Genomic DNA, 19602 nt, shown 5'->3' with positions numbered 1-19602 from the left:
GAGGGACACCGGGGATGAGCACGAAGGACTTCGTCGAGAAGGACTACTACAAGGTCCTCGGTGTCCCGAAGGACGCCACCGAGGCCGAGATCAAGAAGGCGTACCGGAAGCTCGCGCGCGAGTTCCACCCGGACGCCAACAAGGGCGACGCATCGGCCGAGGCGCGCTTCAAGGAGATCTCCGAGGCGAACGACATCCTCGGGGACGCCAAGAAGCGCAAGGAGTACGACGAGGCGCGCGCGCTGTTCGGCAACGGCGGCTTCCGCCCCGGGCCGGGCGGCGGCGGCTCGTTCAACTTCGACCTCGGCGACCTCTTCGGGGGCACCCAGCAGGGCGGTCAGGCCGGCGGCTTCGGCGGCGGCCTGGGCGACGTCTTCGGCGGCCTCTTCAACCGCGGCGCCGGCCCGGGGGCGGGCACCCGTACCCAGCCGCGCCGCGGCCAGGACATCGAGTCGGAGGTCACCCTCTCCTTCACGGAGGCGGTGGACGGGGCCACGGTCCCGCTCCGGATGTCCTCGCAGGCGCCCTGCAAGGCCTGTTCGGGCACCGGCGACAAGAACGGCACGCCCCGGGTGTGCCCGACCTGCGTCGGCACCGGCCAGGTCTCGCGGGGCAGCGGCGGCGGCTTCTCGCTGACCGACCCCTGCGCGGACTGCAAGGGCCGCGGTCTGATCGCCGAGACCCCCTGCGAGGTCTGCAAGGGCAGCGGTCGTGCCCGCAGCTCCCGCACCATGCAGGTCCGGATCCCGGCGGGCGTCTCCGACGGCCAGCGGATCCGGCTGCGCGGCAAGGGCGCCCCGGGCGAGCGGGGCGGCCCCGGCGGCGACCTCTACGTGGTGGTGCACGTCGGGACCCACCCGGTGTTCGGCCGCAAGGACGACAATCTGACAGTGACCGTTCCGGTGACGTTCGCGGAGGCGGCTCTGGGCGCCGACATCAAGGTCCCGACCCTGAACGGACCGTCGGTCACGCTGAAACTGCCCCCGGGCACCCCGAACGGGCGTACGATGCGGGCCCGCGGCAAGGGGGCGGTCCGCAAGGACGGCACCCGCGGGGACCTGCTGGTCACCGTGGAGGTCGCGGTTCCGACCGAGCTGTCCGACAAGGCACGCGAGGCGCTGGAGATGTACCGCGAGGCGACGGAGTCGCAGGACCCGCGCTCCGCGCTGTTCGAGTCCGCGAAGGGAGCATGACATGGACGGCCGCCGACGACAGTCCCGTCTGGGAAGCGGTGCCTACCAACTCACCGACGAGACCCCGGTCTACGTGATCTCGGTGGCCGCCCAGCTCTCGGGCCTGCATCCGCAGACCCTCCGCCAGTACGACCGTCTCGGCCTGGTCTCCCCGGACCGCACGGCGGGCCGAGGCCGGCGCTATTCGGCCCGGGACATCGAACTGCTCCGCACGGTGCAGGCACTGTCCCAGGACGAGGGCATCAACCTGGCGGGCATCAAGCGGATCATCGAGCTGGAGAACCAGGTGGCGGCGCTCCAGCAGCGCGTCGCCGAGCTCTCGGCGGCGGTGGACGGCGCGGCCGCCACGCTGCGGGCCCGGGAGGCCCAGGTGCACGCCTCGTACCGGCGCGACCTGGTCCCGTACCAGCCGCCGCAGCCGGGCAGCGCCCTGGTGGTCTGGCGGCCGAGCCCCAAGCGCCCGCTGGACTGACCGGCAGGCCGTCCCGGCCCCCGGAAGCACCCCCACCGGCTCCGCCCCTCCCAGGGCGGGGCCTGACGGCTTTCTAGACGCTTTCCCGGGTCGCGCCGTGGTCGCGCTCTCCACCGGGGCCCGGGTGTTCGCACTCCTCGTGGGCCGAAGGGCGGCCCAGGATGCCGGACTGGGCGATGAGGTAGCCGAGCTGGGCCCGGCTGCCGCTGCCCAGGGTGCTGGCGAGCTTGGCGATGTGGGCGCGGCAGGTCCGCACGTTCATGCCGAGGCGGCGGGCGATGGCCTCGTCCACGTGCCCTTCGATGAGGAGCTGGGCGATGGTGCGCTGCACGCCGGTGACGCCGCCGGGGGTGCTGCGGTACGTCACCTCCTCCGTGAGCGGTACGGCGCGGTGCCACAGCTGCTCGAACACCTTGATGAGGTAGTCGACGAGGCCGGGGTGGCGCAGCTCCAGCGCGACCCGGCGGTCGTCGCTCACCGGGATGAAGGCGACGGTGCGGTCGAAGATGATCAGGCGCTCTATCAGCTCTTCGAGCGTGCGGATCTCGACCTTGCCCATGGAGATGCGGTCCACGTAGGCGAGGGTGCCCTGGCTGTGCCGCGCGGTGTGCTGGTAGAGGGTCCGTATGCTGACCCCGCGGTCGATCAGCGGCTGGTCGCGCTCCAGGGCCTGTGTGAGGGCCTCGGAGGGCCGTGCGCCGCCCGGCTGGACCGTCAGCACCTCGGTGTGGCATTCGGCCGTCGCGAGGTTCAGTGCGGCGTTGATCCGCTCGAAACCCTCCAGCACCGTGATGGCGTGGGTGTTGGCCGGGCTCTGTGCGCTGATGGCCAGGAAAGGCTCGAAAGTGTCGGTGAGATCTACAGCGCTGCGTCGGCGATCCTGGATCTCGCGTTCAATCGGATGGAGCCGTTGAGCCAAAGCCACGGACGGGGGAACCGGGCGGAGCTGGTTGGCGTCATCCGGGTCGGGCTGTAGAAGGGCGAGTTCCAGCAGGCAGGGGGCGTTCTGGATCTCTCCCCGGGCTATCCGGCCGGTGCTCAGGGCAGCCGCGTAGAGCCGCGTTCCCTCGGCGCACATGGACGTGACGGGGTGGGGATGTGTCGCCTTTGTCTCATTTCGCGTCAAATCTCCACCCCCCAGGGTCCTGAACATGCAAGAACATGATGCATCGTCCCTGTGGCATTGACGTGCCTGAATGAGCCATCGTCTGACACGCGGGGGAGAGGATTCCATCAAGTGAGGACGAAGCCGACCATGTACAAGAGAATGCTTCGCTCGGTGCTTGCCATAGGTTTCTCCGCCGTTGCGGTTATTGGGGCAGTCAGCGCCGTCGAAAGTGACGCGGGGAGCGCTAGGGACGGTCAGGGCACGAGCCTGACGAGCACGGAGTTCGACACCGGCTGGACCACCGCGCCCGTGGGCAAGTACGCGGACACCGGCTGGACCGCCGCCGAGCTGGGCGGCAAGGACGACACGGGCTGGACCGAGGCTCCTGCGACGGTGTCCGCATGACCCCCGACGACCGCGGCTTCCGCCGCGAGATGGCGTCGGCCTACCGCTCGGGCTGGCAGTTCATCGACCTCGCCACGGCCATCCCCCACCCCGGCGACTCGTTGATGGTCACCCTGTTCGGCCAGCCCATCGTCATCGTGCGCGAGGAGGACGAGGACGTACGTGCCTACCGGTGCCTGCGCCGCCCGCGCGGCGCGCCGCAGCCCGTGCGCTGCGAGGTGCGCTACGGAATGGTCTTCGTCAATCTCGACCAGCGGGACCACCAGCTCTTCGAACCCGACATCACCACCGCCACCCCCCGCAGTGCCTGAAGCGATTCCCCCGTCGTTCCAGATCGCTCAGGTGCTACCCCCACACAACGGCGCCATCGTGGACCTGACCACGATGGCGCCGTTGTGATGCCCGCGTCCAGTGCGTGAACCGGACAGGACGAAGGATCAACGGCTCATGCGCGGCCCATGGCCCGGTCCAGAGTGATCTCCATGACCACGCGGTCCGGATTGGGCGACGGCGTCCGCCCGTACCGCTCCGCGTAGCGCGCCACGGCGTCGGCGACCGACGCCTCGTCCGTGCGGATCACCGCCCGGCCCTCCAGCGTGGCCCAGCGCCGCCCCGCCATCTGGCAGACCGCCACCCGGGCCCCGCCGCCCTGTACGCCCTGGGCGTCCTGCGCGTCCTGAGCGGCCAGGACGTTGCGGACCTTCTTGCTGTGCCTGTTGCTGATCACCCGCGCCAGGCCGGCCTCAGGGTCGTACGTCACGCCCACCGGCACCACGTGCGGGGTCCCGTCGGGGCGCGGGGTGGTCAGGGTGCAGACGTGCCGCTCCCGCCAGAAGGCGAGGTACTCGGGCGTCGGGTTGAGGACGTCATGGGACATGGGCCGAAGGGTACGGGCAAGCGGTCCCCTCAGTTGCCTTGAGTGGAATAGACTCAACTTTGCATACGCTGACTCTGTCAGAGCACGCCCGGACCCCGGGCAGGCCTGGTTGTGCATCTCTTGGAGAGGAGAAGGCGCTGTGGACGCCGAGCTGACCAACAAGAGCCGCGACGCGCTGAACGCGGCCACCGGCAGGGCCGTCAAGGACGGCCACGCGGACCTGACCCCCGCACACCTGTTGCTGGCCCTGCTCGCCGGCGAGGACAACGAGAACGTGATCGACCTGCTGATCGCCACGGACGCCGACCAGGCCGCCGTGCGCAGCGGCGCCGAACGCCTGCTCGCCGCGCTGCCCAGCGTCACCGGCTCCACGGTCGCGCCCCCGCAGCCCACCCGCGAGCTGCTCGCCGTGCTCGCCGAGGCCGACAGCGAGGCCGGCAAGCTCGGCGACGAGTACCTCTCCACCGAACACCTGCTCATCGCCGTCGCCGCCAAGGGCGGCGCGGCCGGTGAGGTCCTTTCCACGCAGGGCGCGACGGCGAAGAAGCTGCTGGACGCCTTCCAGAACGCACGAGGAGCACGGAGGGTGACCACTCCCGACCCCGAGGGCCAGTACAAGGCCCTGGAGAAGTTCGGCACCGACTTCACGGCGGCCGCCCGCGACGGCAAGCTGGACCCGGTCATCGGCCGCGACCACGAGATCCGGCGCGTCGTGCAGGTCCTGTCGCGCCGTACGAAGAACAATCCGGTGCTCATCGGCGAGCCCGGCGTCGGCAAGACGGCCGTCGTCGAGGGCCTGGCCCAGCGCATCGTCAAGGGCGACGTGCCCGAGTCCCTGAAGAACAAGCGGCTCGTCGCCCTCGACCTGGGCGCCATGGTCGCCGGCGCCAAGTACCGCGGCGAGTTCGAGGAGCGGCTGAAGACCGTCCTCGCGGAGATCAAGTCCAGCGAGGGCCAGATCATCACCTTCATCGACGAGCTGCACACGGTCGTCGGCGCGGGCGCCGGCGGCGATTCCGCGATGGACGCCGGCAACATGCTCAAGCCCATGCTGGCCCGCGGCGAGCTCCGCATGGTCGGCGCGACCACGCTCGACGAGTACCGCGAGCGCATCGAGAAGGACCCGGCGCTGGAGCGGCGCTTCCAGCAGGTGCTGGTCGCCGAGCCGTCCGTCGAGGACACGATCGCGATCCTGCGGGGGCTCAAGGGCCGTTACGAGGCCCACCACAAGGTGGTCATCAACGACAGTGCGCTGGTCGCCGCCGCGACCCTCTCCGACCGGTACATCACCTCCCGCTTCCTGCCGGACAAGGCCATCGACCTCGTCGACGAGGCCGCGTCCCGGCTGCGCATGGAGATCGACTCCTCGCCCGTCGAGATCGACGAGCTGCAGCGCTCGGTGGACCGCCTGCGGATGGAGGAGCTGGCGCTGAACAACGAGTCCGACCCGGCCTCGCGCGAGCGCCTCGACAAGATCCGCAAGGACCTTGCCGACAAGGAGGAGGAACTGCGCGGCCTGACCGCCCGCTGGGAGAAGGAGAAGCAGTCCCTCAACCGGGTCGGCGAGCTCAAGGAGCGCCTGGACGACCTGCGCGGCCAGGCCGAGCGCGCCCAGCGCGACGGCGACTTCGACACCGCCTCCAAGCTCCTCTACGGGGAGATCCCGCAGCTGGAGCGCGAGCTGGCCGAGGCCACCGAGGAGGAGGCCGCGGCCGAGACGTCCAAGGACTCCATGGTCAAGGACGAGGTCGGGCCCGACGACATCGCGGACGTGGTGGGCGCCTGGACCGGCATCCCCGCCGGCCGGCTGCTCGAAGGGGAGACCCAGAAGCTGCTGCGCATGGAGGACGGCCTGGGCCGCCGCCTGATCGGCCAGACCGAGGCCGTACGGGCCGTCTCCGACGCCGTGCGCCGCACCCGCGCCGGCATCGCCGACCCGGACCGGCCGACCGGCTCCTTCCTCTTCCTCGGCCCGACGGGCGTGGGCAAGACGGAGCTGGCCAAGGCACTCGCCGACTTCCTCTTCGACGACGAGCGGGCCATGGTCCGCATCGACATGTCGGAGTACTCCGAGAAGCACAGCGTGGCCCGGCTCGTCGGCGCCCCGCCCGGCTACGTCGGCTACGAGGAGGGCGGGCAGCTCACCGAGGCCGTCCGCCGCCGCCCGTACAGCGTGGTGCTCCTCGACGAGGTGGAGAAGGCCCACCCCGAGGTCTTCGACATCCTGCTCCAGGTCCTGGACGACGGCCGGCTCACCGACGGCCAGGGCCGGACGGTCGACTTCCGCAACACCATCCTGATCCTGACCTCGAACCTGGGCAGCCAGTTCCTGATGGACCCGGCCACCTCGGCCGACCAGAAGAAGCAGCAGGTCCTTGACGTGGTCCGGGCGAGCTTCAAGCCGGAGTTCCTCAACCGCCTGGACGACCTGGTGGTCTTCTCCGCGCTGAGCCGGGAGGAGCTGGCGCACATCGCCGAGCTGCAGATCGGCCGCCTCGCCAAGCGCCTGGCCGACCGGCGGCTGACCCTGGACGTCACCCCCGAGGCCCTGGCCTGGGTGGCGGACAAGGGCAACGACCCGGCGTACGGCGCCCGGCCGCTGCGCCGCCTGATCCAGACGGCGATCGGCGACCGCCTCGCGAAGGAGATCCTCTCCGGAGAGGTGCGCGACGGCGACACCGTGCGCGTCGACGTGGCCGGCGAGGACCTGCTGGTGGGCAAGGCACCCTGACCCCGCACCCCGCGTACAGGAACGTGCGCGGGGTGCACTCCTGTCCGCCCGCAGCGGATACGCGGCCGTCGGGCTGGACATGGGGTGGGCGGGATGGGGGAGGATGCAAGTATCCGCACGAAGGGAAGTACACGGTGAGCATCGACCCGGCCTCGATTCCGAACTTCGGAGGGCAGCAGCCCGATCCGCAGGCCACAGGACCGGCGGGCCCCGTCGTCCCCGACCAGGATCTGGTCAAGCAGCTGCTGGAGCAGATGGAGCTCAAGTACGTCGTCGACGACGAGGGTGACCTCGCGGCGCCGTGGGAGGAGTTCCGTACGTACTTCATGTTCCGCGGCGAAGCGGAGCAGCAGGTCTTCTCGGTGCGGACCTTCTACGACCGTCCGCACAAGATCGACGAGAAGCCGCAGCTCCTCGAGTCGATCGACGACTGGAACCGTCGCACCCTGTGGCCGAAGGTCTACAGCCACACGCACGACGACGGCTCCGTCCGCCTGATCGGCGAGGCGCAGATGCTGATCGGCACCGGCGTCAACCTGGAGCACTTCGTGTCCTCCACGGTCAGCTGGGTCCGTGCGTCCATCGAGTTCGACAAGTGGCTCACGGAGCAGCTCGGACTGGAGAAGGACATCGACTCCACCGACGGCGAGGAAGAGGACGGCGGGGACAACTGATCCCCCGCCCCGTCCCTCAAGGGGGCATCTTGGCGAACACCAGGAGGTAGACCCCGTAGGCGTAACTGAGCCCGGCCAGCCCCGCGGTCACCACGACCGCGGAGCGCGGCCGGGCTCGCGCCATCACGGCGGCCAGCGGCAGCAGCAGCGGGAACGCCGGCAGCAGGAACCGCGGCTTGGACTCGAAGTAGCCGGCCCCGCCCAAGGTGATCACCAGCAGGACCGCGGTGTAGACGAGCAGTGGCAGCGGCGGCCGGTTGACCAGCAGCAGCGCCGCCAGGAGCAGGGCCGCTCCCAGCAGCATTGCGGTGACGCCGGTGGCGAGTGCCACGGGGCCGCCGCTCAGCACCCGCCACAGGGCGGACAGCACGTAACCGCCCCCGTCGAAGCGGGAGCCCCACTGGCGCTGCACGGTGAAGTACCCGGCCGCGTCGTGCCGGCGGACCCCGACGGCCGCCACGTACGCCAGCCAGCCCGCCGGCGCCAGCAGCCCGGCCGCCCACACCTCGGGCGCCCGGGGTCTTCGTACGAGCAGCGCGTGCGCGGCCGTGACGGACACGGCCGCGGCGACGGCGACCCCGGTCGGCCGGGTCAGCCCCGCCAGGAGTGCCAGCGACGCGGCGAGCAGCCAGCGCTCGCGCAGCAGCGCGTACAGCGACCAGGCGGCGAGGGCGACCAGCAGCGGCTCGGTGTAGGCGAGGGTGAGCACCACCGCGTGCGGGACCACCGCCCACAGGGCGACCAGCAGCAGCGCGACGCGCCGCCCGGCCACCAGCTCCCCGACCCGGTACACGCCTACGGAGGCCACGGCGGCGGCGGTCCAGGCGACGAGCAGCGCCCCCCACTCGCCGCCGCCGGACAGCCGCACCAGCACCGGGTACAGCGGGAAGAAGGCGTAGTCGCTCTGCACGAGCCCGGTGACGGGCCACATCTGGGTGCGGCCGTAGCCGTGCCGGGCGATGGCGAGGTACCAGACGGAGTCCCAGGAGTGCCCCAGCACCCGGACGGGGCTGCGCCCGGCCCACCACGCGGCGAAGGCCAGCACGGCGGCTCCGGCCACGCGGACCGCGGCGAACACGCCGAGCGCGAGCGCGGCGGTGGGCACGCCGACGGCCCTGACGTCCCTCGGCCGCACGAAAACCGACGTACTGCCCGTCGCCGTCATCTACCCCGACTTCCTGCGCTGCGTGAGGACGCCCATCCGGACCAGGAGGAGCCTCGGGCACCTTAAGCGGACCCGCCTCCCACCGGGCGTGAATGGCCCCGGAAGCTCCGGTGAAATCGGGCTCCCCCGGGGTGCCGAGCCGAAGCCCGCGGCGGGCTTCGGTCACCGGGCTGCGGCTCAGAGGCGCCGCAGCCGGTCCACGGCCTCTTCGAGGACGTGGGTCTTCTTGCAGAACGCCCAGCGGACCTGCGTGGCGCCGGCGGACTTGTCGTCGTAGAAGACCTGGTTCGGGATGGCGACGACCCCGCAGCGCTCGGGCAGGGCGCGGCAGAAGGCGAGGCCGTCCTTCTCGCCGAGGGGGGTGATGTCGGTGGTGATGAAGTAAGTGCCCTGCGGGCGGAAGACCTCGAAGCCGGCCGACGCGAGGCCGTCGGCGAGGATGTCGCGCTTGGCGGCGAGGTCGGCGCGGAAGGCCTCGTAGTAGGTGTCCGGGAGCTGCAGGGCCTCCGCGATGGCGTACTGGAAGGGGCCGGAGGAGACGTAGGTGAGGAACTGCTTCGCCGAGCGGACCGCGGAAACGAGCTCCGGCGGGGCCGTCAGCCAGCCGACCTTCCAGCCGGTGAACGAGAACGTCTTGCCCGCGCTGCTGATGGTGACCGTGCGCCCGCGCATCCCGGGGAAGCCCGCCAGGGGGGTGTGGGAGCCCTCGAAGACCAGGTGCTCGTACACCTCGTCCGTGACGACCAGCAGATCGCGTTCGACCGCGAGCGCGGCGATGGCCGTGAGCTCGTCCGGGGTGAGGACGGTGCCCGTCGGGTTGTGCGGGGTGTTCAGCAGGAGCAGCCGGGTGCGCGGGGTGACGGCGGCGCGCAGCTCGTCCAGGTCGAGGGCGAAGGTCCCGCCGTGCGGGCGCAGGGTGACCGGGACGCGGGTGGCGCCGGCCATCGCGATGCAGGCCGCGTAGGAGTCGTAGAACGGTTCGAGGGCGATGACCTCGTCACCCGGCTCCAGGAGGGCGAGGAGGGAGGCGGCGATGGCCTCCGTGGCGCCCGCGGTGACCAGGACCTCGGTGTCGGGGTCGTAGCCGAGGCCGTAGAAGCGCTGCTGGTGCGCTGTGATCGCGGTGCGCAGCTCGGGGACGCCGGGCCCGGGCGGGTACTGGTTGCCGAGCCCGGTGAGGACCGCGCGGGAGGCCGCCTCGGCGATCTGTGCCGGGCCGTCGGTGTCGGGGAAGCCCTGGCCGAGGTTGATCGACCCGGTGCGTGCGGCCAGCGCCGACATCTCCGCGAAGATCGTCGTGCCGAAGGGTGCCAGGCGGCGGTTGAGGAAGGGGCGGTCGCTGCTCACGGGTGCGCTCATGGGCGTCATCCTGCGGGCAACCTCTGGACTTGCTCAAGTGTGCTTTGGGCCGTGCGGGCCGTGGGAATTCCCCCTTCACGCGGGACGCGGGGATCCCGCTCCCCGGGAGGACCGGGGCGTGAGAGAGGGGCGGACATGCAGTTCGTCTTCGTAGTGCTCGGTATCTGCGCGTTGTTCGTCTTCCTCATGAGCCGGGTCGTCCGGAAGCTGGTGGGGCACGGTTCCCGACCGCACCGGCCGCGCCGCGGCAGGGGCAGCTGGTGGGCGGGGGACGGGGGCTCGTCGGGCTGCGGCTCGTCGTCCTCGTGCGGGTCGTCCTCCTCCTGCGGTTCGTCCTCGTCATGCGGGGGCGGGGGGTGTGGCGGCGGCAGCTGACACGGGGCAGCCGGCGCCGTCCTGACGCGGGCGTCCGACGGTCCGTTTCCCGTCGGGCGCCCGCGCGTTGTCCATGCATCTCGACGCGCGGGACGCAACCTGTTGAACACGTGAACTGCCGAGCCCCCGGGGGGATGTAAACCCCGTCAAGTTGGGTAAAAACGCTGTGAGTGCCGTGCCTTTCATGATTCCCTCGGTTGAGTAGACCAGTCCTCGGACCTCCCTGGACTTCCTGTGGACCCGTGCCGGTGTCCCCCCACCCGTGCTTGCTACCGCTGGCGGGCCCCGGCCCATCTCCCTCGCGCGTTTGCGGAGCCGACTCATGCTCACGACCCTCCAGACCTCATACACCGACACGCGTGCCGCCGATCTCGCCTGGGCCCTGGGTCGGGACCGGCTGCCCGCCCTGGCCGTGCTGAACCTCGAACTTTCGGGCGCGAAGGTCGAGTTGCGCCTGCTCGGGGCCTCCCATCAGGTTCTGCTGGAGGAGAAGGACGTGCTCTGTTCGGAGACGGTCGCCTGCATGCCCGGCAGCAGTACGCCGCTGCCGCTCGGCGTGGCGAAGCGGGTGGGCGACTGGGAGTACGAGTTCGCCGCGCGGGTCGAGACCCTGTCCCGGGGGTCCTTCGCGGGGCGGGCCCAGGAGCTGCTCGCACTGGTGGCGGACCACCCGAACGGGCTAGCGGGGACGTTCCCCGGAAGTCCGCACGCCTTCACCGCCCTGCTCGCCCAGCGCTACGAGGGCCAGGTGCGGTGGCGCACCTGGCACGCGTACCCGCAGGAAGGGCAGTTGGTGGCCACTCGGACGCGGGTCGGGGTCCGGATGGGCGCCCCGGCGCCGGCCGTGGAATCGCCCGCCCTGCTGTAGGCCGTACGGGCGAGGGGCCCTTGCGGCTGGAGTGCGGCCGCCCGGGCGCGCCGCGTGGCGGGGTGTGATGTGGTTACGCCAACTGGCCGGACCGGTGCACCACTTGCACCCATGTGGGTGACCGGATGGGGCTGGGCGGTGACGTACGGTTCGCTGCATGATCGACCGTTCCGTCCCGCGCCGGGTCCTTCCGGCTCCGGAGCCGGGAGGCGCCGAGACCGTCGCGGCCGCCCTGCCCGTACGGCCCCGGACCGGCCGACTCCTGGTCCTGGCCACCGTGTTCGTATGCGCCGCCTGCGGGCTCGTGTACGAGCTGGAGCTGCTCGCCCTGGGGACCTACCTCATCGGCGACTCCGTCACCCAGGCGTCGGTCGTGCTGTCCGTCATGGTCTTCGCCATGGGCGTCGGCTCCCTGCTCGCCAAACGCTTCCGGCACCGGCCCGCCCTCGGCTTCGGCGTCATCGAGGCCGGGCTCGCCCTCCTCGGCGGTCTCTCCGCCATAGCGCTGTACGCGAGTTTCGCCTGGCTGGGGGAGTCCCGGCCGGCGCTCGTCGCCTTCTCCTTCGCCATCGGCATGCTCATCGGCGCCGAGATCCCGCTGCTGATGGTCCTCATCCAGCGCATCCGCAGACAGGACGCGGGCGGCGCCGTTGCCGACCTGTTCGCCGCCGACTACGTGGGCGCCCTCGTCGGCGGCCTCGCCTTCCCGTTCCTGCTGCTGCCGATGCTCGGCCAGCTCACCGGCGCCATGCTCACCGGCACCGTCAACGCCGTCGCCGGCGGCGGCCTGGTCCTGTGGCTCTTCCGCCACGACCTGAGCCGGCGCTGCCGCTGGCTGCTCATCGCCGCGAACCTGACCGTCCTCGTCGTGCTCGCCTCCGCGACCGTCCTCGCCGACGACTTCGAGCGGGTCGCCCGGCGCGCCGTCTACGGTTCCGAGGTGCGGGTCGCCGTCCAGACCGGGGTGCAGGAGCTGGTGCTCACCGGCCCCGCGACCGGCTCCCCGCGCTCCCTCGACCTGTACCTGGACGGACGGCTGCGGGTCAGCGGTTACGACGAGTACCGCTACCACGAGGCCCTGGTCCACCCCGCGATGACCGGCCCGCACGCCCGGGTCCTCGTCCTCGGCGGCGGCGACGGCCTCGCCGCCCGCGAGGTGCTCCGCTACCAGGACGTCGCCTCCGTCACCGTCGTCGAGATCGACCCCGGCGTCGTCCGGCTCGCCCGCACCGACCCGATGCTCTCCGCGCTCAACGCCGGGGTGTACGCCGACCCGCGCCTGGCCGTCGTCACCCAGGACGCCTTCCGCTGGCTGCGCGGACCCGCCGCGAACGACCGCTTCGACGTGATCGTCTCCGACCTCCCCGACCCGGGCATCACCCCCAGCACGAAGCTGTACTCGCAGGAGTTCTACGGTCTGGCGGTGCGGGCCCTGGCCCCCGGCGGCCGGATGGCCGTGCACGCCGGGCCGCTGACCACGCGCCCCCGTACGTACTGGACCGTCGACTCCACCCTCCGTGCGGCCGGCCTGCGCACCGCCGCCTACAGCGCGGGCGGCCGTCTCACCGGATTCGCCGCCGGACCCGACCGCACGCCCCTCGGGGGGACCGGCGCGCCGCCGCAGGACTGGGGGTTCGTCCTGGCCGCCCGCGACCAGGAACCCGCGTTGCGCGTGGACCGCGAAACCCCCGCGCTGCGCTCGCTGTCGACCGGTTCCCTCCAGGACGCGGCGCGCGACGCCGAACGCACCCGGGTGAGCGGACTTCCACCGTCGACGCTGCCGCATCCGCGGTATTCGTGACCCGGTGCGGTCCAGGCCGTAGGCTCGACCGCATGGAGCATCAGGTGTTCGTCCCGGTACCGGCAGACGACCTCCGCGCCGTGCTGCGCGACCCCGCCCGGGTGGCCCGGTGCGTACCGGGACTCCAGCAGGACGCCGACACGGGCGTCGGACCCCTCTCCGGGCGGCTGAGGGTGCGGGCCGGCGGGAGCACCGTGACCTATCGGGGGTCCGCGGCCGTCACCGAGCAGGATCCCGACCACTTCACCTTTGAGGGTGAGGGCACCGAGGTGCGCGGCACCGGCACCGTGAAGTTCTCCCTCGGCCTTCGGCTGAGCCCGGCCGCCGACGGGACCCGGCTGGACTTCACCGCCCGCGCCACCGCCGACGGACGCGCCGCCTCCTTCGCCCCCGACGCCGCGGCCACCGCGCTGCGCAGGCTCCTGGACCGGGCCGCCCGCCAGCTGGCCGCCGGGTCCGCGATCAGCGACCCCGTCGCCGAGGCCGAAGCCGCGGAGGCCGACTCTCCGGCGGAGCCCGGTGACGACGTCACCGAGGTCAGCGCCACCGTCTTCGAGACCGAGGTGCCGCCCCCGTCCCTGGACCCGTTCCTGGCCGGCGGGTTCGAGGACCTCGACGCGAACGGAGCCCCGCGGCCCCCGGCCGAGGCCGCCCACGCCCGCCGCACCATGATCGGCCGCAGCGCCGAGGAGGTGGACCACGCGCCTCCCCGCGGCCGGTACGCGCCGGTACCCGCGCCGGCCGCCACCGCCACCGGCGACAGCCTGCGCTGGATCGCCCCGGCCGCGGCGATCGCGCTCGCCTCGGCCGTCGTGATCGGCCGCGCCCTGCGCCGCCGCCGCTGACCTGCGGCCTCAAGCCCCTGGACTCCGGCGACACCCCCTAGGGTCGACCGCATGAGTACGCAACTGAGCGCCGGCGGCACCGAGGTGACTGTCGACCAGGAGAACGGCTGCCGGATCAGCAGTCTGCGCATCGACGGGACCGAGTTGCTGCGCCAGGGGCCGCGGTACGGAGCCTTCCCGATGGTCCCGTGGTGCGGCCGCATGAAGGACGGCCGGTTCCACGACGGTGCGACCGTGCACCAGATGCCCCTCGACCATCCGCCGCACGCCCTCCACGGCTTCGGCCGTGACGCGCGGTGGCGGCCGGCCGGCGCCACCGCCACCGAGGCCGCCTTCACCTACGACCTGGTCGACCCGTGGCCGACGCCCGGCCGGGTCACCCAGGTCGTCACGCTCGCCGAGGACTCGCTGACCCTCACCATGGGCGTCGAGACGTACGGGGACTCCTTCCCGGCCCAGGCCGGCTGGCACCCCTGGTTCCGGCGCAACCTCGGCGGCCGGGACGTGGAGCTCTCCTTCGACCCCGCCTGGCAGGAGGAGCGCGGCGCCGACCACCTCCCCACCGGCAACCGCATCGACCGGAGGCCCGGCCCCTGGGACGACTGCTTCGGCATGCCCGACGGCGTCGACGTCACCCTCACCTGGCCCGGCACCCTGGAGCTGCGCGTCACCAGCAGGTCCGAATGGGTGGTCGTCTACGACGAGGAGGCCGAGGCCGTCTGCGTCGAGCCGCAGTCCGGCCCGCCGAACGGGATCAACACCGCTCCGCGCCTGGTCACCCCCGTGGACCCGCTGGAGGTCTCCACGACCTGGACCTGGCGGCGGCTGGCGTAGGCCGCAACTAAGCTCGTCGGCATGAGTGACGTACGCGATGCGCTTCTGCAGCAGATCAAGGACAAGGCCGTCGTGCACGGCAAGGTGACCCTCTCCTCCGGCCGGGAGGCCGACTACTACATCGATCTCCGCCGGATCACCCTCGACGGCGAGTCGGCCCCGCTGGTCGGCCAGGTCATGCTCGACCTCACCGCCGAGCTCGACTTCGACTGCGTCGGGGGTCTGACCCTCGGTGCCGACCCGGTCGCCACCTCGATGCTGCACGCCTCCGCCGCGCGCGGTCAGCGCCTGGACGCCTTCGTCGTCCGCAAGGCGCAGAAGGCGCACGGCATGCAGCGCCGCATCGAGGGCACCGAGGTGAAGGGCAAGCGCTGCCTGGTCGTCGAGGACACCTCGACCACCGGCGGGTCCCCGCTGACCGCTGTCGAGGCCGTCCGCGAGGCCGGCGGCGAGGTCGTCGCCGTCGCCACGATCGTCGACCGCGGCGCGGCCGACGCGATCGCCGAGGCGGGCCTGCCCTACCTCACCGGCTACCGCCTCGGGGACCTCGGCCTGTCCTGACCGGCCACCGCGAGAACGGGGGACAAAGGTCCGCTGCCGGCCTTGATGCGGGCCTGACCTGGCCTTTCCCTGCGGCCCGGGATGTTTCACGTGAAACATCCCGGGCCGTTCGCCCACCACGTGAGACCGGCGGGCTGGACCCTTGCGCGGAGTCTGGAAAGATAGGCGCGACGATGACGTCGCCCCCAGGTCAGGGCCCGCAATAAGCACACTCCCCGCACATCCAAGGAGCGGACAGATGCCCATCGCAACCCCCGAGGTCTACAACGAGATGCTCGACCGGGCGAAGGCAGGCAAGTTCGCCTACCCGGCCATCAACGTGACCTCGTCCCAGACCCTGCACGCCGCGCTGCGGGGCTTCGCGGAGGCCGAGAGCGACGGCATCATCCAGATCTCCACCGGTGGTGCGGAGTTCCTGGGTGGCCAGCACAACAAGGACATGGTCACGGGCGCCGTCGCCCTGGCCGAGTTCGCGCACATCGTCGCCGCCAAGTACGACATCACCGTCGCCCTGCACACGGACCACTGCCCCAAGGACAAGCTGGACGGCTACGTACGTCCGCTCCTGGACATCTCCGCCGAGCGCGTCGCCCGCGGTCTGAACCCGCTCTTCCAGTCGCACATGTGGGACGGCTCCGCCGAGACCCTGGCCGACAACCTGGCGATCGGCCAGGAGCTGCTCGCCAAGGCCGTCGCGGCGAAGATCATCCTTGAGGTCGAGATCACCCCGACCGGCGGCGAGGAGGACGGTGTCAGCCACGAGATCAACGACGAGCTGTACACCACCGTCGAGGACGCGATCCGTACCGCCGAGGCCCTGGGCCTGGGCGAGAAGGGCCGCTACCTGCTCGCCGCCTCCTTCGGCAACGTCCACGGTGTCTACAAGCCGGGCAACGTCGTGCTGCGCCCCGAGCTCCTCAAGGACCTCCAGGCCGGTGTCGCCGAGAAGTTCGGCAAGGCCTCGCCGTTCGACTTCGTCTTCCACGGCGGTTCGGGCTCCACGGCCGAGGAGATCGCCACCGCCCTGGAGAACGGCGTCGTGAAGATGAACCTCGACACCGACACCCAGTACGCCTTCACCCGCCCGGTCGTGGACCACATGTTCACCAACTACGCCGGGGTCCTGAAGGTTGACGGCGAGGTCGGCACCAAGTCGAAGTACGACCCGCGCACCTGGGGCAAGGCCGCCGAGGCGGGCATGGCCGCGCGTGTCGCCGAGGCGTGCGCGAACCTGCGCTCCAGCGGTACCAAGCTGAAGTAGCCGGCTGCGGCCGCCGCCGCTGCAGCAGTCGTACAGCAGGGCCCGGCCCCGTCCCAGGACGGAGGCCGGGCCCTCCTGCATGCGCGGGCAGGGACCGTGGTGTTCGAGGACGGGTCGGGGTACCGCCCCCCCGCCCCCACGAACCGACCCAACGGCCCGCAGGGCTGCGGCTCCCGCACCCGGCGGTGCAAGGGGGCGTGAGCCCGCGTACCCCGCACCCGGCGGTGACGCCAAGGGGACGTGAGCCCGCGTACCCCGCATCCGCGGGGCGGTGGTGCCGAGGGGGCGTGAGCCCGCGTACCCCGCATCCGGCGGGGCGGTGGTGCCGAGGGGACGGCGGGTTTTGCGGATCACCGCAACCGGCAGACTGGGGGCATGTCCATTCACCAGAACCTGCTCGGGGGCCCCGCCCCCACCCACCTCCCCGACGAGCCCGGCCGTGAGGCCATCGCCGCCGGCACCCCGGCCGTCGAGGTGGCCGCCGCGCACCCCACCTCCTCCCTCGCCTGGGCGGTCCTCGCCGACGAGGCCTTCGCCGCCGGCAACACGGTGGAGTCGTACGCCTACGCCCGTACGGGCTACCACCGCGGCCTCGACGCGCTGCGCCGCGCCGGGTGGAAGGGCCACGGCCCGGTCCCGTGGGAGCACGAGCCGAACCGCGGCTTCCTGCGCGCCCTGCACGCCCTGGCCCGCGCGGCCGGAGCGATCGGCGAGAAGGAGGAGTACGAGCGCTGCACGACCTTCCTGCGCGACTCGTCACCGACGGCCGCGGACACGCTGAGCGCCTGAGGCCGTACAGCGGGGAGTGGCGCGCGGGCATATTGTGTGGTCTGCATCACTCCCCGCTGGAGCGTCGGCGCGACGGCGTCCTATGATGCGGGCAGGGGACCGGGGCTCCACTCACCTCACGGAAGGAGCGGACCGCTACCCGGAAGCACGTGTCGAGGAGACAGCGATGTCGAACACCCTTGATGCCTCCGGAGTCGGCGGGGACACCCCGAACCTCGACTTCGACGGCACGACCCCCTACGAGGACTACGTCCAGGCGGACGTCCTCACCCACCTCCAGCACCTCCGCTCGGACGACCCGGGCGAGATGGTCTTCCTGGTCACGACCCAGGTCATGGAGCTGTGGTTCACGGTCATCGTCCACGAGTGGGAAACCGCCGCGAAGGCTCTGCGCGAGGACCGCATCCCGGTCGCGATGGACGCGCTGAAACGTTCCCTTCGTGAGCTGGAGGCCCTCAACGCCTCCTGGCGCCCGCTCGCCCAGCTCACCCCGGCGCAGTTCAACGCCTACCGCGGCGCCCTCGGTGAGGGTTCCGGTTTCCAGTCGGCGATGTACCGCCGGATGGAGTTCCTGCTCGGCGACAAGTCCGCCTCCATGCTCGTCCCGCACCGGGGCGCACCGCGCGTCCACGCGGAGCTGGAGAAGGCCCTCCAGGAGCCCAGCCTCTACGACGAGGTGCTGCGCCTCCTGGCCCGCCGCGGCCTGCCGGTCCCCGAAGCCGTCCTGAACCGCGACCTGTCGCTGCGCTACGAGGCCTCCCCCGAGGTCGAGGCCGTCTGGACCGGCCTGTACGCCGCCCCGGACGAGAACCTGGACCTCCACCGCCTCGGCGAGGTCCTCACCGATGTCGCCGAGCTCGTCTGGCGCTGGCGCAACGACCACCTGGTCGCCACCCGCCGCGCGATGGGCGCCAAGACCGGCACGGGCGGCTCCGCCGGCGTGGCCTGGCTGGAGAAGCGCGCGACGAAGAACGTCTTCCCGGAGCTCTGGACGGCGCGCAGCCATGTCTGAGGCCCCCACGGACCGCGCCACCGAACTGCGCGACCGCGCGGCCGCCCTGGACGCCGCCGACGAGCTCGGGAAGCTGCGCGAGCGCTTCACCCTGCCCGACGGCGTCGTCTACCTGGACGGCAACTCCCTCGGCGCCCTCCCGGCCGGTGTCGCCGCGACCACCGCGGACGTCGTCGCCCGGCAGTGGGGCGAGCTCCTCATCCGCTCGTGGGACGAGAGCGGCTGGTGGACCGCGCCCGAGCGGATAGGCGACAGGATCGCCCCGCTGATCGGCGCCGCCGCCGGCCAGGTGGTCGTCGGCGACTCCACCAGCGTCAACCTCTTCAAGGCCCTGGTCGGCGCCGCCCGCCTCGCGGCCCCCGGCCGGACCAGGATGCTGGTCGACTCCGCCACCTTCCCCACCGACGGCTACATCGCCCGGTCGGCGGCCCGGCTGACGGGGCTGAACGTCGTCCCGGTCGACCCCTCCCGGGCGGCGGAGGCGATGGACGCGGACACCGCCGTGGTGCTCCTCAACCACGTCGACTACCGCAGCGGCCGGCTCCACGACCTGCCGGCCCTCACGGCGGCGGCCCGCGCCGCCGGGGCGGTCGTGGTGTGGGACCTCTGCCACTCCGCGGGCGCCCTGCCCGTGGGGCTCGACGCGCACGACGTCGACCTGGCGGTCGGCTGCACGTACAAGTACCTCAACGGAGGCCCCGGCGCCCCCGCGTACCTGTACATAGCCGCCCGGCACCAGGACGCCTTCGACTCCCCCCTCCCCGGCTGGAACGGGCACGCGGACCCCTTCGCGATGACTCCGGCCTACGAGGCGGCGCCGGGCGCGACCCGCGGCCGCGTCGGCACCCCGGACATCCTGTCCATGCTGGCGCTGGAGGCGGCGCTCGACGCCTGGGACGGAGTCTCCGTCGAGGCGGTGCGCGCCAAGTCCCTCGCGCTGACCGACTTCTTCCTCGAATGCGTGGCGGCGTACGTCCCGCAGGGCCTGGTCGAATCGGTCACCCCGGCCGAGCACGAGCGCCGCGGCAGCCAGGTCTCGTTGCGCACCGAGAACGCCCGTGAGGTCATGGGGGAGCTCATCTCCCGGGGCGTCATCGGTGACTTCCGCGCACCCGACGTCCTGCGCTTCGGCTTCACCCCGCTCTACGTCGGATTCGCCGACGCGGAGCGCGCAGCGCGCACGCTGGGTCACATCTTCGGGTGACGCAGTAGCGAAACGTCACATCGCAGGGCGGGCGGGGCCACGGCTCCGTCCGCCCCTTCGTATTCCGG

The 19602-nt window shown here is 71.9% G+C and carries 18 protein-coding genes; 14 read left to right on the top strand and 4 right to left on the bottom strand.

Annotated features, from left to right (window positions below; translation table 11 throughout):
* The first annotated feature begins 14 nt into the window (after positions 1-14).
* Positions 15-1193, top strand: coding sequence for a molecular chaperone DnaJ (gene dnaJ / locus ACZ3X1_RS08595; RefSeq protein WP_356811598.1), 1179 nt, complete (start codon positions 15-17; stop codon positions 1191-1193).
* Between the two features lies 1 nt (position 1194).
* On the top strand, positions 1195-1665 hold the full coding sequence (locus ACZ3X1_RS08590) for a heat shock protein transcriptional repressor HspR (RefSeq protein WP_356811599.1): 471 nt from the start codon (positions 1195-1197) through the stop codon (positions 1663-1665).
* A 73-nt stretch (positions 1666-1738) separates the two neighbouring features.
* On the opposite strand, the gene ACZ3X1_RS08585 is transcribed toward ACZ3X1_RS08590, so the two are convergent.
* The gene (locus tag ACZ3X1_RS08585) at positions 1739-2818 is read right to left on the bottom strand and encodes a helix-turn-helix transcriptional regulator (RefSeq protein ID WP_356811600.1); all 1080 of its coding nucleotides are present in this window, start codon (positions 2816-2818) and stop codon (positions 1739-1741) included.
* 356 nt (positions 2819-3174) lie between these two features.
* Between ACZ3X1_RS08585 and ACZ3X1_RS08580 the strand changes: the two genes are divergently transcribed.
* Positions 3175-3489, top strand: coding sequence for a Rieske (2Fe-2S) protein (locus tag ACZ3X1_RS08580; protein WP_030026718.1), 315 nt, complete (start codon positions 3175-3177; stop codon positions 3487-3489).
* Between the two features lie 134 nt (positions 3490-3623).
* Here the strand turns inward: ACZ3X1_RS08580 and ACZ3X1_RS08575 are convergent, their stop codons facing one another.
* Positions 3624-4055, bottom strand: coding sequence for a pyridoxamine 5'-phosphate oxidase family protein (locus tag ACZ3X1_RS08575; RefSeq protein ID WP_390075488.1), 432 nt, complete (start codon positions 4053-4055; stop codon positions 3624-3626).
* A 139-nt stretch (positions 4056-4194) separates the two neighbouring features.
* Between ACZ3X1_RS08575 and clpB the strand changes: the two genes are divergently transcribed.
* Positions 4195-6786, top strand: a complete 2592-nt coding sequence (gene clpB / locus ACZ3X1_RS08570) for an ATP-dependent chaperone ClpB (protein WP_390075489.1) — start codon at positions 4195-4197, stop codon at positions 6784-6786.
* Between the two features lie 134 nt (positions 6787-6920).
* Positions 6921-7460, top strand: coding sequence for a YbjN domain-containing protein (locus ACZ3X1_RS08565; RefSeq protein ID WP_356811603.1), 540 nt, complete (start codon positions 6921-6923; stop codon positions 7458-7460).
* Between the two features lie 16 nt (positions 7461-7476).
* Here the strand turns inward: ACZ3X1_RS08565 and ACZ3X1_RS08560 are convergent, their stop codons facing one another.
* Positions 7477-8595, bottom strand: coding sequence for a glycosyltransferase family 39 protein (locus tag ACZ3X1_RS08560; RefSeq protein ID WP_467277941.1), 1119 nt, complete (start codon positions 8593-8595; stop codon positions 7477-7479).
* A 207-nt stretch (positions 8596-8802) separates the two neighbouring features.
* Positions 8803-9993 carry a pyridoxal phosphate-dependent aminotransferase gene (locus tag ACZ3X1_RS08555; RefSeq protein ID WP_390075492.1) on the bottom strand — a complete coding sequence of 397 codons (1191 nt, stop codon included), beginning with the start codon at positions 9991-9993 and terminating at the stop codon, positions 8803-8805.
* 688 nt (positions 9994-10681) lie between these two features.
* Between ACZ3X1_RS08555 and ACZ3X1_RS08550 the strand changes: the two genes are divergently transcribed.
* The 9 genes from ACZ3X1_RS08550 to kynU all read left to right on the top strand — a co-directional run bounded on the left by ACZ3X1_RS08550 (position 10682) and on the right by kynU (position 19534).
* Complete coding sequence (locus ACZ3X1_RS08550; protein WP_356811606.1) at positions 10682-11227, top strand: DUF2617 family protein; 546 nt, start codon at positions 10682-10684, stop codon at positions 11225-11227.
* 157 nt (positions 11228-11384) lie between these two features.
* Positions 11385-13028, top strand: a complete 1644-nt coding sequence (locus ACZ3X1_RS08545) for a polyamine aminopropyltransferase (RefSeq protein WP_356811607.1) — start codon at positions 11385-11387, stop codon at positions 13026-13028.
* Between the two features lie 32 nt (positions 13029-13060).
* Positions 13061-13873 carry an SRPBCC family protein gene (locus tag ACZ3X1_RS08540; protein ID WP_467277936.1) on the top strand — a complete coding sequence of 271 codons (813 nt, stop codon included), beginning with the start codon at positions 13061-13063 and terminating at the stop codon, positions 13871-13873.
* A gap of 51 nt (positions 13874-13924) precedes the next feature.
* A complete protein-coding gene (locus ACZ3X1_RS08535; protein ID WP_467277933.1) occupies positions 13925-14707 on the top strand; it encodes an aldose epimerase family protein in 783 nt (260 codons plus the stop codon).
* Positions 14708-14728: 21 nt separating this feature from the next.
* Positions 14729-15268 (top strand): orotate phosphoribosyltransferase, encoded by a 540-nt coding sequence (gene pyrE / locus ACZ3X1_RS08530; protein ID WP_467277931.1) that lies wholly within the window; start codon positions 14729-14731, stop codon positions 15266-15268.
* A gap of 238 nt (positions 15269-15506) precedes the next feature.
* On the top strand, positions 15507-16529 hold the full coding sequence (gene fbaA / locus ACZ3X1_RS08525; protein WP_030031672.1) for a class II fructose-bisphosphate aldolase: 1023 nt from the start codon (positions 15507-15509) through the stop codon (positions 16527-16529).
* A 375-nt stretch (positions 16530-16904) separates the two neighbouring features.
* Positions 16905-17318: a DUF3151 domain-containing protein gene (locus ACZ3X1_RS08520; protein WP_356811611.1), complete on the top strand. Its 414-nt coding sequence runs from the start codon at positions 16905-16907 to the stop codon at positions 17316-17318.
* Between the two features lie 166 nt (positions 17319-17484).
* Complete coding sequence (locus ACZ3X1_RS08515) at positions 17485-18330, top strand: tryptophan 2,3-dioxygenase family protein (RefSeq protein ID WP_356811612.1); 846 nt, start codon at positions 17485-17487, stop codon at positions 18328-18330.
* On the top strand, positions 18323-19534 hold the full coding sequence (gene kynU / locus ACZ3X1_RS08510) for a kynureninase (RefSeq protein WP_467277924.1): 1212 nt from the start codon (positions 18323-18325) through the stop codon (positions 19532-19534). Before ACZ3X1_RS08515 ends, kynU begins: the two co-directional genes overlap by 8 nt.
* Positions 19535-19602: the final 68 nt, after the last annotated feature.

The organism is Streptomyces sp. NPDC023541 (assembly GCF_055559995.1).
The sequence above is the reverse complement of the archived record's forward strand: the minus strand, read 5'-3'. Positions and strand labels throughout refer to the sequence as shown.

Bases quoted from the DNA above. Each gene is read 5' to 3' on its own strand.
- dnaJ (WP_356811598.1), top strand. From the start codon at position 15: ATGAGCACGAAGGACTTCGTCGAGAAGGACTACTACAAGGTCCTCGGT.
- ACZ3X1_RS08590 (WP_356811599.1), top strand. From the start codon at position 1,195: ATGGACGGCCGCCGACGACAGTCCCGTCTGGGAAGCGGTGCCTACCAA.
- ACZ3X1_RS08585 (WP_356811600.1), bottom strand. From the start codon at position 2,818: ATGTTCAGGACCCTGGGGGGTGGAGATTTGACGCGAAATGAGACAAAG.
- ACZ3X1_RS08580 (WP_030026718.1), top strand. From the start codon at position 3,175: ATGACCCCCGACGACCGCGGCTTCCGCCGCGAGATGGCGTCGGCCTAC.
- ACZ3X1_RS08575 (WP_390075488.1), bottom strand. From the start codon at position 4,055: ATGTCCCATGACGTCCTCAACCCGACGCCCGAGTACCTCGCCTTCTGG.
- ACZ3X1_RS08555 (WP_390075492.1), bottom strand. From the start codon at position 9,993: ATGACGCCCATGAGCGCACCCGTGAGCAGCGACCGCCCCTTCCTCAAC.
- ACZ3X1_RS08550 (WP_356811606.1), top strand. From the start codon at position 10,682: ATGCTCACGACCCTCCAGACCTCATACACCGACACGCGTGCCGCCGAT.
- ACZ3X1_RS08545 (WP_356811607.1), top strand. From the start codon at position 11,385: ATGATCGACCGTTCCGTCCCGCGCCGGGTCCTTCCGGCTCCGGAGCCG.
- ACZ3X1_RS08540 (WP_467277936.1), top strand. From the start codon at position 13,061: ATGGAGCATCAGGTGTTCGTCCCGGTACCGGCAGACGACCTCCGCGCC.
- ACZ3X1_RS08535 (WP_467277933.1), top strand. From the start codon at position 13,925: ATGAGTACGCAACTGAGCGCCGGCGGCACCGAGGTGACTGTCGACCAG.
- pyrE (WP_467277931.1), top strand. From the start codon at position 14,729: ATGAGTGACGTACGCGATGCGCTTCTGCAGCAGATCAAGGACAAGGCC.
- fbaA (WP_030031672.1), top strand. From the start codon at position 15,507: ATGCCCATCGCAACCCCCGAGGTCTACAACGAGATGCTCGACCGGGCG.
- ACZ3X1_RS08520 (WP_356811611.1), top strand. From the start codon at position 16,905: ATGTCCATTCACCAGAACCTGCTCGGGGGCCCCGCCCCCACCCACCTC.
- ACZ3X1_RS08515 (WP_356811612.1), top strand. From the start codon at position 17,485: ATGTCGAACACCCTTGATGCCTCCGGAGTCGGCGGGGACACCCCGAAC.
- kynU (WP_467277924.1), top strand. From the start codon at position 18,323: ATGTCTGAGGCCCCCACGGACCGCGCCACCGAACTGCGCGACCGCGCG.